At 71.1% G+C, this 14,142-nt stretch carries 8 protein-coding genes and 1 tRNA gene; 3 read left to right on the top strand and 6 right to left on the bottom strand.

The genetic code is table 11. The features are described from left to right. Positions 1-2: 2 nt before the first annotated feature. On the bottom strand, positions 3-2,669 hold the full coding sequence (gene polA / locus NYE39_RS03625) for a DNA polymerase I (RefSeq protein ID WP_072624722.1): 2,667 nt from the start codon (positions 2,667-2,669) through the stop codon (positions 3-5). 85 nt (positions 2,670-2,754) lie between these two features. Between polA and NYE39_RS03630 the strand changes: the two genes are divergently transcribed. The 3 genes from NYE39_RS03630 to NYE39_RS03640 are packed head-to-tail and all read left to right on the top strand — an operon-like array spanning position 2,755 to position 5,667. Next, the gene (locus tag NYE39_RS03630; RefSeq protein WP_083546098.1) at positions 2,755-3,198 is read left to right on the top strand and encodes a PaaI family thioesterase; all 444 of its coding nucleotides are present in this window, start codon (positions 2,755-2,757) and stop codon (positions 3,196-3,198) included. Positions 3,199-3,201: 3 nt separating this feature from the next. Further along, positions 3,202-4,899: a hypothetical protein gene (locus tag NYE39_RS03635; protein WP_341011866.1), complete on the top strand. Its 1,698-nt coding sequence runs from the start codon at positions 3,202-3,204 to the stop codon at positions 4,897-4,899. Between the two features lie 15 nt (positions 4,900-4,914). Then, the gene (locus NYE39_RS03640; protein WP_072624724.1) at positions 4,915-5,667 is read left to right on the top strand and encodes a DUF554 domain-containing protein; all 753 of its coding nucleotides are present in this window, start codon (positions 4,915-4,917) and stop codon (positions 5,665-5,667) included. 15 nt (positions 5,668-5,682) lie between these two features. Here NYE39_RS03640 and NYE39_RS03645 read toward each other — a convergent pair whose 3' ends face one another. From NYE39_RS03645 to gltB, 5 genes are all read right to left on the bottom strand, one after another. Then, a complete protein-coding gene (locus NYE39_RS03645) occupies positions 5,683-6,282 on the bottom strand; it encodes an ANTAR domain-containing response regulator (protein WP_072624725.1) in 600 nt (199 codons plus the stop codon). A gap of 28 nt (positions 6,283-6,310) precedes the next feature. Continuing rightward, a tRNA-Leu gene (locus tag NYE39_RS03650) sits at positions 6,311-6,396 on the bottom strand. A gap of 43 nt (positions 6,397-6,439) precedes the next feature. Continuing rightward, positions 6,440-7,924, bottom strand: a complete 1,485-nt coding sequence (gene pyk, locus NYE39_RS03655; RefSeq protein ID WP_072624726.1) for a pyruvate kinase — start codon at positions 7,922-7,924, stop codon at positions 6,440-6,442. Between the two features lie 86 nt (positions 7,925-8,010). After that, positions 8,011-9,468: a glutamate synthase subunit beta gene (locus NYE39_RS03660; RefSeq protein WP_072624727.1), complete on the bottom strand. Its 1,458-nt coding sequence runs from the start codon at positions 9,466-9,468 to the stop codon at positions 8,011-8,013. Beyond that, entirely contained in the window at positions 9,461-14,026 is a 4,566-nt protein-coding gene (gltB, locus tag NYE39_RS03665; protein WP_341011867.1) for a glutamate synthase large subunit, read from the bottom strand. The genes NYE39_RS03660 and gltB overlap by 8 nt, the downstream gene beginning before the upstream one ends. Positions 14,027-14,142 lie beyond the last annotated feature (116 nt).

A 14,142-nucleotide genomic window follows, 5' to 3' on the forward strand; every position in this document is an offset into this window, starting at 1 on the left:
GGTCAGTGGGCGGCGTCGTGCCAGCTGCGACCCAGCCCCACGGAGACGTCGAGGGGCACGTCCATGTCGACGGCGCCGCCCATCTGCTCGCGCACGAGCTGCTCGACGGGCTCGGCCTCACCTGCCGCGATCTCGAGGACGAGCTCGTCGTGGACCTGGAGCAGGACCCGGGAGCGCAGGTCGCTCTCGGCCAGTGCCCGGTCGACGCGCAGCATCGCGACCTTCATGATGTCGGCGGCCGAGCCCTGGATCGGCGCGTTGAGAGCCATCCGCTCGGCCATCTGACGGCGCTGGCGGTTGTCGCTCGTGAGGTCGGGCAGGTAGCGCCGACGACCGAGCATCGTCTCGGTGTAGCCGGTCGCTCGCGCGCGGTCGACGACCTCCTCGAGGTAGTCGCGCACGCCTCCAAACCGCACGAAGTACTCGTCCATGAGGTCGGTAGCCTCGCCGGTGGAGATGCCCAGCTGCTTGCTCAGCCCGAAGGCACTCAACCCGTAGGCCAGGCCGTAGGACATCGCCTTGACCTTGCTCCGCATCTCGGCGGTGACACCCTCGGGCTCGACGCCGAAGACCCGCGCCCCGACGAAGCGGTGCAGGTCCTCACCGGTCCGGAAGGCCTCGATGAGCCCCTCGTCGCCGGACAGGTGCGCCATGACGCGCATCTCGATCTGGCTGTAGTCGGCGGACATGAGCGACTCGTGGCCGGGCCCGACGACGAAGACCTCGCGGATGCGCCGGCCCTCCTCGGTGCGGATCGGGATGTTCTGCAGGTTGGGATCGGTCGAGGAGAGCCGACCGGTGGCAGCGATCGTCTGCTGGTAGGTCGTGTGGATGCGACCGTCGTCGGCCACCGACTTGATCAGGCCCTCGACGGTCACCCGCAGCCGGGTGGCGTCGCGGTGGCGCAGCAGCGCCTCGAGGAAGGGGTGCTCGGTCTTGGCGTAGAGATCGGCGAGCGCGTCCGCGTCGGTCGTGTAGCCGGTCTTGGTCCGCCGGGTCTTGGGCAACCCGAGGGTCTCGAAGAGCACCGTCTGCAGCTGCTTGGGCGAGCCGAGGTTGATCTGCTCGTCTCCGATGGCGGCCCACGCGTCGGCCTGGGCGGTCGCGACCTTGTCGGCGAAGTCGGCCTCGAGGCCAGTGAGCGCGTCGCCGTCGACGGCGATGCCCGCTGCCTCCATGGCGGCGAGGACCCCGACGACGGGCAGCTCGACCTCACGCATGAGGTGGGTGCCGCCGGTCTCCTCGACGAGCTCCTCGAGGACGGGCGCCAGCTCCACCGCCGCCGCGGCGCGGACCATGGACGAGCGACCGGCCTCGGAGTCGTCGGCGGAGAAGTCGAGCATGCCCTGGTCGGACTCCTCCTCACCTGCGGTGAGGTCGCGGCCGAGGTGGCGCACGGCGAGATCGGCGAGGTCGTAGGAGCGCTGGTCGGGGCGCACGAGGTAGGCGGCGATGGCCGTGTCGACGGTCAGTCCGTCGAGCGGCAGGCCGGAGGCGGCGAGGGCGAGCATCGGGCCCTTGGCGTCGTGCATGACCTTGGGTCGCTCGGCGTCGGCGAGCCAGCTGCGCAGGGCGGCCTCGTCGTCGGGGGCGAGGTCGGTGACCGGCACGTGGGCGGCCTCGCCCTCGGCCGTGGCCAGCCCCAGCCCGAGCACCTCGCCGCCGCCCCGGCCCCACTCACCGACGACGTCGACGCCGAGCCGGTCGGTGCGGTGCTCCTCGAGCCAGGGGCCGACCTCGCCGGCACCGAGCACCCGGCCGTCGACCTCGACCCCACCGGTGACCTCCGACTCCTGGGTGTCGAAGGTCGCGAAGAGCCGGTCGCGCAGGACCCGGAACTCGAGGCTGTCGAAGAGGGTGTGGACCTGCTCGCGGTCCCACTCGCGCCGGGCGACGTCGTCGACGCCGACCGGCAGGTCGACGTCGCGCAGCAGGGCGTTGAGCCGACGGTTGCGCAGGACCTGGTCGAGGTGGTCGCGCAGCGACTGGCCGGCCTTGCCGCCGATCTGGTCGACCGAGGCGACGATGCCCTGCAGGTCGCCGTGGGCGTTGATCCACTTCGCCGCCGTCTTGGGGCCGACGCCGGGAACCCCGGGCAGGTTGTCGCTCGCCTCGCCGACGAGCGCGGCGAGATCGCTGTAACGATCGGGCCCGACCCCGTACTTGTCGGCGACCGCCTCGGGCGTCATCCGCACGAGGTCGGAGACACCCTTGCGCGGGTAGAGGACCGTCGTGTGCTCGTCGACCAGCTGGAGCGTGTCGCGGTCACCGGAGCAGATGAGCACCTCCATGCCGGCCTCGCGCCCCTGGGTGGCCAGCGTCGCGATGATGTCGTCCGCCTCGAAGCCCTCGAGCTCGACGTGCGTGATGTTGAGCGCGTCGAGCACCTCCTTGAGCAGCGGGATCTGCCCGGAGAAGGCGTCGGGGGTCGCACTGCGGCCGGCCTTGTACTCCGCGTACTCGTCGCTGCGGAAGGTCGCCCGGGAGACGTCGAAGGCGACGGCGACGTGGGTGGGCTCCTCGTCGCGCAGGACGTTGATGAGCATGGCGACGAAGCCGTAGACGCCGTTGGTGTGCTGTCCCGTGCTCGTCGAGAAGTTCTCAGCGGGGAGGGCGAAGAAGGCCCGGTAGGCCAAGGAGTGTCCGTCCAGCAGCAGTAGTCGACTCACACGTCACACCCTAGGCGCTTGCACCGACGGCCCCGGCCCGTGGCAGGCTGGGCACAGCCCCGAGGACCGACCCAGGAGACCCCCGATGAACGAGACCCCCGCCCCCACCGTCGCGCCGACGCTCGTGGGTGACCAGCTGCAGACCCACCGAGGGGCGCTGGCCGAGCGGATGGGGATCGAGATCCTTGAGGCGGCGGCCGACAAGGTCGTCGCCCGGATGCCCGTCGAAGGCAACACCCAGCCCTACGGGATCCTCCACGGCGGCGCCAGCGTCGTCCTGGCCGAGACCTTGGGGTCCATCGGCTCGGCGCTCCACGCCCACACGCTCGGCAAGATCGCCGTGGGGCTCGACATCAACGCCACGCACCACCGCGCGGCGCGCGAGGGCTGGGTCACCGGCACCGCGGTCCCGGTGACGCTCGGCGGCAGTGTGGCCTGCTACGAGGTGACGATCGTCGACGACTCCGGCCGGCGCACCTGCACCTCGCGCATCACGTGCATCCTGCGCCCCGCGGCGCCGGGCGCCTGACGCTTGGGACGCCCTCGACGCACCAGGCCGCGGCCCTTCCCCCTTCGGCGTCTGACCGACCTCCGGTACCGGCTCGACCCTCGCGGCTGGACGACGAGCGAGGCCCTGCTCGCCGTGGCGCTCCTGGCCGTCGTCATCGGCCCGATCGCCGCCGCCGTCCAGGCCATCGCCCACGGCTGGCAGCCCAGCGGAGACGACGCCACCGTCGCCCTGCGCACCGCCGGGATCCTCGACGGCCACCTCCCGGTGACGGGCATGCGCAGCACCTCCGGCGACGGCGGCCACCAGGACCTGGCCACGCACCACCTGGGTCCGCTGCAGTTCTACCTGCTGGCCCTCCCCCTCGCCCTGACCGGCGGGTCCGCCGCCGGACTGGCGGTCGGCGGCGCCCTCGTCGCCGCCGCCGCATCGGTGCTGAGCGTCGTGTGGGCCCGTCGCCTCGGCGGCACCCTCGGGGTCGTCGTCTTCACGGCCGGGGTCCTGCTCACCCAGTGGGCCATCGGTGGCGAGGCGATGTTCCGCCCCTTCAACCCCTACGCCCCGCTCCTGCCGACCTTCCTCGCGCTGCTGCTGCTCTGGGGGCTGGCACATGGCGACCGCCGGGCGTTGCCCCCCTTCGTCGTCGCGGTCTCGCTCATCGCCCAGTCCAACCTGGCCTTTCTGCCGCTCGCAGTGGCCCTCGCCGCGCTGGCCACCGGCCTCGTGCTGCGGCCACGCCTCACCCGGACCCGTCGACGACGGCACCCGGACGACCGTCCGGCGCACCGGTGGGCGCTCGGGCTCGGCGTGCTCGTGTGGCTCCCGAGCATCGTCGAGCTGGTCGTCCACCAGCCCAACAACCTCGCCCAGATCGTCCGCTGGGCCACCTCCGGCACCGGCGACCCGATCGGCCTCACGGCCGGCATCGGGCACCTCGACCTCATCGCCCCCGGCCCCGGAGGCTTCCGCCGCAACTCCTCCGACCTGCTCACCCAGGGGGGCGAGCTCGCCACGGTCGTCGGCATCGGGATCATCGTGCTGCTCGCGGCGATCGCCACCGGCTACCGCGTGCCGCAGGGGCGCGCGAGCAGCGCCTGGCCGGCGCGGGTGGCGCTCGTGGCCAACCTCGGGATGCTCGCGACGGCATCTCGCCTGCCGGAGTGGCCGCTGGCCCCCTACTGGGTCATCACGTGGCTGCCGGTGGCCGCCTTCACGTGGTGTGCCCTCGTCTGGCGCGGGCTGGCCTACCTCGATTCCGCGACACCGCACCTCCCGGCGCGGATTGCTCGCCCGCTCGGGGCGGCGCTGGTGGCCGGCGGCGTGGCGGCCACGGTCCTCGCCCTGCCGCCGGCATGGGCCGAGTACGACTCGATGACCCGCGTGGCGCGAGCGGCCGGTGACGACCTGGGTGCCGGCGAGGGCCGTCACCTGCGCATCAGCGGACTGGGCTTCGTCCCCACGCTCGGCGCCTCACCGGCCGTCGCCTGGCAGGCCCACCGGCAGGGCTGGCAGCCGCACTACCTCACGCCCTGGCCCTTCCCCGAGGACGCCGACCACCTGTGGGCCGGGACCGGCCCCGAGGACGCCGACACGATCTACCTCACCGACAGCGCCGAGGCCGAGCTGGCCAAGAACGTCCCGGCGACCGCCCGGGAGGTCGCCGTCCTGCGGATGACGCACCGTGAGGGAGACATCGACGTCTATCGTGACCCCGGCAGCTGAGCGAAGGGGGCCGACGTGGACTTCATCGGTGCGGGCACCGTCATCAACGTGCTCGCGGTCGTCGCCGGCGCACTCGCCGGGATGGCCGTGGGCGGACGCCTGCCCGCCCACACCCGGGAGGTCGTCACCGACTGCCTCGGTCTGGTCACCCTGCTCATGGCGGGCCTGTCGGCCGTGGACGTCACCTCGCCGGCGCTGGCCGACGCCGTCGGCACCGGGGCGCCGGTACTCATCGTGCTGGGCTCGTTGCTCATCGGCAGCATCGTCGGCTCGCTCCTGCGGATTGAGGAGCGGCTCGGTCGCCTCGCCGGGCGGGTTCAGGCCGTCGTCGGGGCGCGGCGCGACGACAGCGAGGGCCGTGAGCGCTTCGTCGAGGGGTGGCTCACCGCGAGCCTGCTCTTCTGCGTCGGCCCGCTGACGATCCTCGGCACCCTCGACGACGGGCTCGGTCGCGGCATCGACAAGCTGGCGCTGAAGTCCGTGCTCGACGCCTTCGCCGCCCTGGCCTTCGCCTCGACCTTCGGTGTGGGTGTGCTGATGTCGGCCGTGAGCGTCGGGGTCGTCCAGGGCTCGCTGACGCTCGTGGGAGTCGCCCTGGGCGCGGTCCTGCCGGAGGCACACATCGCCGCCCTCACCGCCACCGGCGGCCTGGTGCTCGTCGGGATCTCGTTGCGACTGCTGCAGATCCGGCAGATCCCCGTCGGGGACATGCTGCCGGCGCTGGTCGTCGCTCCCCTGCTCACCCAGCTCGTCGTCGCGCTGGGCTGAGCCCTCAGGTCCGACTCAGGCCTTGTCCATCCCGGCGACGACGGCGTCGGCGACCTCACGCATCCCCAGACGGCGGTCCATGGCCGTCTTCTGGATCCACCGGAAGGCCTCGGCCTCGCTGATCTTGAGCTTCTTCATCAGCACGCCCTTGGCCTTCTCGACGGCCTTGCGCGTCTCGAGCCGCTCGCCGAGGTCGGCGACCTCGGACTCCAGCGCCTTCAGCTCCGCCCAGCGCGAGGTGGCGACCTCGATGGCCGGCGTGACGTCGGAGACCGTGAAGGGCTTGACGATGTAGGCCATGACGCCGGCGTCGCGGGCACGCTCGACGAGCTCCTTCTGGGAGAAGGCGGTGAGCATGATGACCGGGCAGATGCGCTTCTCACCGATGGTCTCGGCAGCCTGGAGCCCGTCCATCACCGGCATCTTGACGTCCATGATGATCAGGTCCGGCTGGAGCGACTCCGCCAGCGAGACGGCCTCCTCGCCGTTGCTCGCCTGGCCGACGACGTCGTAGCCGGCGTCGGTGAGCATCTCGGCGAGGTCGAGGCGGATCAGTGCCTCGTCCTCGGCGAGCAGCACTCGCTGCCCCTGGGAGGACTCCGTCTGCGCGGTCATGCTGGACCCTTCGTCGTAGGTTGTGCTCTGGTGCCGAGGGCGGGACTTGAACCCGCACGCCCTTGCGGGCAAAGCATTTTGAGTGCTCCGTGTCTGCCATTCCACCACCCCGGCCGGGGCGTGGTCAGCATACCGACCGGATCAGGTGGTGCCCGACTCAGCCCATGCCGCCGGGCAGCGCCCCAGCGGGCGGCTCGGAGTCGTCACGGTAGGCGATGGTCGTCTTGTTGCGAGCATCGCCGATGCGGTGCACCCGCAGGGCATTGGTCGAGCCGGGGACCCCGGGCGGCGAGCCGGCGACGATGACCACCCGGTCGCCCTCCGTCACCCACCCGAGGTCGAGCAGCTGCTCGTCGACCATGAGTGCGTACTGGTCGGTGTGGGTCACCGGCGGGGTGAGGAAGGTCTGCATGCCCCACACGAGCGACAGCTGGGAGCGGGTGTCCTGCACCGGGGAGAAGGCGAGCATCGGCAGGCCGCTGCGGACCTGCGCCAGCCGGCGTGCGGAGCCACCGAGCTGGGTGAAGGCGATGAGGTACTTCACCCCGAGCGCTTCTCCGGTCTCGGCGGCCGCCGCAGCGATGACGCCACCCTGGGTCGTCGGCGGGGCCATGAGGTCGCGCATGCGGCTCAGACCCTGCTCCTCGGTCGTCTCGATGATCTTCGACATCGTCTTGACGACCTCGATAGGGAACTTGCCGACCGCGGTCTCGCCCGACAGCATCAGCGCGTCCGCACCGTCGAGGACCGCATTGGCCGCGTCCGAGGCCTCGGCGCGGGTGGGGCGGCTGTTGTCGATCATCGACTCCAGGACCTGGGTGGCCACGATGACCGGCTTGGCCTTCTGCCGGCACAGCTCGACGGCGCGCTTCTGCACGAGCGGCACCTGCTCGAGGGGCAGCTCCACCCCGAGGTCACCGCGGGCGACCATGATGCCGTCGAAGGCGTCGATGATCTCCTCGAGGGCGTCGACGGCCTGCGGCTTCTCGATCTTGGCGATGACGGGCAGGCGCACGCCGACCTCGTCCATGATCTCGTGGACCCTCGTGATGTCGTCGGCAGAGCGCACGAAGCTCAGGGCGATGTAGTCGGCCCGCAGACCGAGCGCCCAGCGCAGGTCCTGCTCGTCCTTGTCGGACAACGCCGGCGCGCTCACCGCGGCACCCGGCAGGTTGATCCCCTTGTTGTCCGACAGCGGGCCGCCGTAGACGACGACGCAGTGCACGTCGGTCTCGTCGACGTCGTGGACCGCGAGGGTGATCTTGCCGTCGTCGACGAGGATCGTGTCGCCCGCGCTCACGTCACCGGCGAGGCCGGCATAGGTCGTGCCGACGACCTCCCGGTCGCCGGGCACGTCGCGGGTGGTGATGGTGAAGTGGTCGCCGGCGGCGAGGGTGATCGGACCGTCGGCGAATCGCCCGGTGCGGATCTTGGGCCCCTGCAGGTCGACGAGCACACCCACGGCGTGGCCGGTCGCGTCGCTCGCCTCGCGCACGCTGCGGTAGTTGGCCTCGTGGACGGCGTACTCGCCGTGCGAGAGGTTGAGCCGGGCGACGTCCATGCCGGCCGAGACCAGCTCACGGATGCGCTCGGGGGTGGATGTCGAGGGACCGAGGGTGGACACGATCTTGGCGCGACGCATGTCTCCACCCTATGACCGTGACGCCACCACGGACGAAGGGGGATGACCGCCGAGACGGTCATCCCCCTTCGTCGGGCCGTGCCGGCTCAGACGACGAGCGGACGGTCCGTGGGGTTGATCGGGCGCGGCAGCTGCGAGCGGCCCATGAGATAGGTGTCCACACCGTTGGCCGCGGCGCGGCCCTCGGCGATCGCCCACACGATGAGCGACTGCCCGCGGCCGGCGTCACCGGCGACGAAGACGCCCGGGACACCGGTCTGGTAGTCCTTGCCGCGCACGATGTTGGAGCGCTCGTCGGTCTCGAGCCCGAGCTGCGCCACGACACCCTCGGGGTCGGGGCCGAGGAAGCCCATGGCGAGCAGGACGAGCTGGGCCGGCAGGACCCGCTCGGTGCCCTCGACCGGCTCGAAGCCCTGGTCCGTGCGCTCGACCTCGGTCAGGCGCAGGCCGGAGACCTTGCCCTCGTCGTCGCCGATGATCTCGGTCGTCGACACGGCGTAGACCCGGTCGCCGCCTTCCTCGTGCGCCGAGGCGACGCGGAAGAGCATCGGGTAGGTCGGCCACGGCTGGCTGCCCGGACGCTCCGTGCCCGGCTGCGGCATGATCTCCAGGCTCGTCACGGACTTCGCGCCCTGACGGATGGAGGTGCCGATGCAGTCGGCGCCGGTGTCGCCGCCACCGATGATGATGACGTCCTTGCCCTCGGCGGTGACCTGGCCCTCGACCTCCTCGCCGAGCGCGACCCGGTTGGCCGGCGGCAGGAAGTCCATCGCCTGGACGACACCGTCGAGCTCACGCCCGGGCACCGGCAGGTTGCGCGGGACGGTCGCGCCGATGGCCAGGACGACGGCGTCGTAGCGGTCCCGCAGCTGCTGGCCGGTGATCTCGTTGCCGATGTCGACACCGGAGCGGAATCGGGTGCCCTCGGAGGTCATCTGCTGGATGCGCCGGTCGAGGACCCGCTTCTCCATCTTGAACTCCGGGATGCCGTAGCGCAGCAGGCCACCCGGGGCGTCCGCGCGCTCGTAGACGGCCACCGTGTGACCGGCGCGGGTCAGCTGCTGGGCCGCGGCCAGGCCGGCCGGGCCCGAGCCGACGACCGCAACGGTCTTGCCGGTGAGCCGGTCGGGGATATGCGGGGGCACGTCGCCGCGGCCGAAGGCCTCCTCGATCGTGCGCACCTCGATCTGCTTGATCGTCACGGCCGGCTGGTTGATGCCGAGCACGCAGGCGGTCTCGCAGGGCGCCGGGCACAGGCGACCGGTGAACTCCGGGAAGTTGTTGGTCGCGTGCAGCCGCTCGATGGCGTCGTGCCAGTCGCCGCGCCACGCGAGGTCGTTCCACTCCGGTATGAGGTTGCCCAGCGGGCAGCCCGAGTGGCAGAAGGGGATGCCGCAGTCCATGCAGCGGCCGGCCTGGCGCTGCAGCTGGCCGCGCTCCTGCTCCTCGTAGACCTCCTTCCAGTCCTTGATGCGCACGTCGACGGGACGACGCTGCGGGAGCTCGCGCTCGCGGGTGTTCAGGAATCCATGCGGGTCAGCCACGGGAAGCCTCCATGATCCGGTCCCAGACGACGGAGCCGTCGACGTCGAGGCCCTCGGCCTCGGCGTCCGCCCGCACGTCGAGGACGCGCTGGTAGTCGCGGGGCAGGACGAGCTTGATGCGGTCCAGGCCCGCACCACCCTCGTCGAGCAGACGCTGGGCGACGGCGGAGCCGGTGCGCTCGAGGTGCTGCTGGAGCAGACCACTCACGACCTCCCGGTCGCCCTCGCGAAGGGGGGTGACATCGACGAGCTCGGGGTTGACGAGGGACTCGTCGAGATCGAGCACGAAGGCATTGCCCCCGGACATGCCAGCCGCGAAGTTGCGGCCGGTCGGCCCGAGGACGAGGACCGTGCCACCGGTCATGTACTCGCAGCCGTGGTCGCCGACGCCCTCGACGACGGCGGTGGCGCCGGAGTTGCGGACGCAGAAGCGCTCGCCGACGACACCACGGAGGAAGATCTCGCCCGAGGTGGCGCCGTAGCCGATGACGTTGCCGGCGATGACGTTGTCCTCGGCGACGTACTTCGCGTCCTCCGGGGGCCGCACGATGATGCGGCCACCGGACAGGCCCTTGCCGACGTAGTCGTTGGCGTCACCGACCATCGTCACGGTGATGCCTACGGGCAGGAAGGCGCCGAGGCTCTGACCGGCCGAGCCGGTGAGGGTCAGCTCGATCGTGCCGTTGGGCAGGCCCTCCGGGTGCCGCTTGGTCACCTCGTGGCCGAGCATCGTCCCGAGCGTGCGGTTGACGTTGCGCACCGCGAACTCCGCCGCGACGTGCTCGCCACCCTCGAGGGCCGGCTGCGCCGCCGCGATGAGCTCGTGGTCCAGCGCCTTGTCGAGGCCGTGGTCCTGGGCCCGCGCGTGGCGCACGCCCGAGCCGTCGAAGGAGCTGACCTTGGCGAAGATCGGGCCCAGGTCGAGACCCGAGGCCTTCCAGTGCTCGACCGCCTTGCGGGTGTCGAGCAGGTCGACCCGGCCGATGGCCTCGTCGAGGGTGCGGAAGCCGAGCTCGGCGAGCAGCTCACGCACCTCCTCGGCGATGTACTCGAAGAAGGTCTCGACGAACTCCGGCTTGCCCGAGTAGCGCTCGCGCAGCTCGGGGTTCTGCGTCGCGATGCCGACCGGGCAGGTGTCGAGGTGGCACACCCGCATGAGGATGCAGCCGCTGACGACGAGCGGTGCCGTCGCGAAGCCGAACTCCTCGGCGCCGAGCAGCGCGCCGATGAGGACGTCGCGGCCGGTCTTGATCTGCCCGTCGACCTGCACCGCGATGCGGTCGCGCAGGCCGTTGAGCACGAGAGTCTGCTGGGTCGACGCGAGGCCGAGCTCCCACGGACCACCGGCGTGCTTGAGGGAGGTGAGCGGCGAGGCACCGGTGCCGCCGTCGTGACCCGAGATGAGCACGACGTCGGCGTGCGCCTTGCTCACGCCCGCCGCGACCGTCCCGACACCGATCTCGCTGACGAGCTTGACGTGCACGCGCGCCTGCGGGTTGGCGTTCTTCAGATCGTGGATCAGCTGCGCCAGGTCCTCGATCGAGTAGATGTCGTGGTGCGGCGGGGGGCTGATCAGGCCGACACCCGGGGTCGAGTGACGGGTGCTCGCGACCCACGGGTAGACCTTGTGGCCCGGGAGCTGCCCCCCTTCGCCCGGCTTGGCGCCCTGCGCCATCTTGATCTGGATGTCGTCGCTGTTGGTCAGGTAGGCCGACGTGACGCCGAAGCGACCCGAAGCGACCTGCTTGATCGAGCTGCGACGCTCGGGGTCCATGAGGCGCTCGAGGTCCTCGCCCCCCTCACCCGTGTTGGAGCGGGCACCGAGGCGGTTCATCGCGACCGCGAGGGTCTCGTGGGCCTCGCGGCTGATCGAGCCGTAGCTCATCGCACCGGTGGAGAAGCGCTTGACGATCTCGCTGACCGGCTCGACCTCGTCGATGGGGATCGACGGGCGGTCGTCGGCGAGGGCGAAGAGCCCACGCAGGGTCATCAACCGCTCGGACTGCTCGTTGACCCGGTCGGTGTACTGCTTGAAGATGTCGTAGCGCCGCGCCCTGGTGGAGTGCTGGAGGCGGAAGACCGTCTCCGGGTCGAAGAGGTGCGGCTCGCCCTCGCGACGCCACTTGTACTCGCCACCGACCTCGAGGACCCGGTGCGGCGGGCGCATGCCCTCCGGCGGGTAGGCCCGCGCGTGCCGGGCCGCGGTCTCGGCCGCGATGACGTCGAGACCGATGCCGCCGAGCTGGCTGACCGTGCCCGTGAAGTACTCGTCGACGAGCTCCTGGCTCAGGCCGAGGGCCTCGAAGACCTGCGCGCCGCGGTAGGAGGCCACGGTGGAGATGCCCATCTTCGACATCACCTTGAGCACGCCCTTGCCGAGCGCCTTGATGAGGTTGCGGACCGCCGTCTCCTCGTCGACAGCGGTGATGACCCCGCGACGGACCATGTCCTCGACGGACTCCATGGCCAGGTAGGGGTTGACCGCGGCGGCGCCGTAGCCGATGAGCAGCGCGACGTGGTGCACCTCGCGGACGTCACCGGTCTCGACGATCAGGCCGACCTGGGTACGCGTGCGCTCCCGGATGAGGTGGTGGTGCACGGCCGAGGTGAGCAGCAGCGACGGGATCGGCGCGAGGTCACGACCGGAGTCGCGGTCGGACAGCACGATGAACCGGGCGCCCTCGGCGATCGCGTCGGAGACCTCGGCGCAGATGCGGGCCAGGGTGGCGCGCAGCGCCTCCTCTCCCCCGGTCACGTCGTAGAGACCGCGCACGACGTGCGTCACCTTGCCGGGCAGCTCGCCGTCGGCGTCGATGTGGACGATCTTGGCCAGCTCGTCGTTGTCGATGACGGGGAAGGGCAGGACCAGCTGGCGGGCGTGGTCGGGGTCGGCGTCGAGGACATTGCCCTCCGGGCCGATCGCCGTGCCGAGCGCCGTGACGAGCTCCTCGCGGATCGCGTCGAGCGGCGGGTTGGTCACCTGGGCGAACATCTGGGTGAAGTAGTCGAAGATCAGCCGTGGCCTCTCCGACAGGACCGCCACCGGGGTGTCGGTGCCCATCGAGCCGAGCGCCTCCATGGACTTCTCCGCCATGGGCATGAGCAGGATCCTCAGCTCCTCCTGCGTGTAGCCGAAGGTCTGCTGGCGGCGGGCGACGGACGCCGGCGTGTGCATGATGTGCTCGCGCGGCGGCAGGTCGCCGAGCATGATCCGGCCCTCGTCCAGCCACTGCCCGTAGGGGCGCTCGGCGGCGAGCTGGCCCTTGATCTCCTCGTCCTCGATGATCCGGCCGGCGGCGGTGTCGACGAGGAACATGCGGCCCGGCGTCAGGCGCCCCTTCTGCACGACGTGCTCGGGCTCGAGGTCGAGCACGCCCGACTCGGAGGCGAGGACGACCAGGCCGTCGTCGGTGACCCAGTAACGACCGGGACGCAGGCCGTTGCGGTCGAGGACCGCGCCGACGAGGCTGCCGTCGGTGAAGGTCACGCAGGCCGGGCCGTCCCAGGGCTCCATGAACATGGAGTGGAACTCGTAGAAGTCCTTGAGCTCCTGCGGCATGGTCGCGTGGTTCTCCCACGCCTCGGGGATCATCATCAGCACGGCGTGCGGCAGCGAGCGGCCACCGAGGTGGAGCAGCTCGAGCACCTCGTCGAAGGACGCCGAGTCCGACGCCTCCGGGGCGCAGATCGGCATGATCCGCTGCAGGTCACCGGGGATGATGTCGCTGCTCAGCAGGGACTCGCGCGCCCGCATCCAGTTGCGGTTGCCCTTGACCGTGTTGATCTCGCCGTTGTGCGCGATGAACCGGAAGGGGTGGCTGAGCGGCCAGCTCGGGAAGGTGTTGGTCGAGAAGCGCTGGTGGACGAGCGCGAGCTCGCTCTCGAAGCGCTCGTCGGACAGGTCGGGGTAGAAGGGCTCGAGCTGCGCGGTGGTCAGCATCCCCTTGTAGGTGATGGTGCGGGCCGACAGCGAGGAGAAGTAGACGCCGGTCTCGCGCTCGGCGCGCTTGCGGGCGACGAAGGCCAGCCGCTCGAGGGTCAGCCCGGAGACCTCGCCGCCGGGTGCGGCGACGAAGAGCTGCCAGAAGTCGGGCATGCAGTCGCGGGCCATCTGGCCGACGATGTCGCGCTGGACGGGCACATGGCGCCAGCCGAGGACCGTCAGGCCCTCCTCGCGGACGATCTCGTCGATGCGCTGGGTCATCGTCTCGCGCTCGCTCGCGTCCGTCGGGACGTAGGCGATGCCGACGGCGTAGTGGCCGGCCTCGGGCAGCTCGAAGTCGACGACCTCACGGAGGAACCGGTCGGGGACCTGGCTGAGGATGCCGGCGCCGTCCCCGACGAGCGGGTCGGCACCGGTGGCGCCGCGGTGGTCGAGGTTGGCCAGGGCGAGCAGGGCGTGGTCGATGATGTCGTGACCGGCGTGACCACGCATCGTGGCGACCATGGCGACGCCGCACGCGTCCTTCTCGGTGTCACGACGGTAGAGACCGGTGTCGGGCGGCAGGGCGGACCAGCGGTCATAAGGGGAGAAGGACACATCGGTCACGTCGGTCACCGTCCTCGGGTGCAAAGGTTCGGACAGGTACCCGTGACACCGGGGCCGGGTCGACGGGGTACCTGTTTCAGGGGGGCATCCGCGGACGTCGACGGCCACGGTGAGTGGAAGTGTAA

This window comes from Janibacter sp. FSL W8-0316, from assembly GCF_038004165.1.
Taxonomy (GTDB): domain Bacteria; phylum Actinomycetota; class Actinomycetes; order Actinomycetales; family Dermatophilaceae; genus Janibacter; species Janibacter indicus.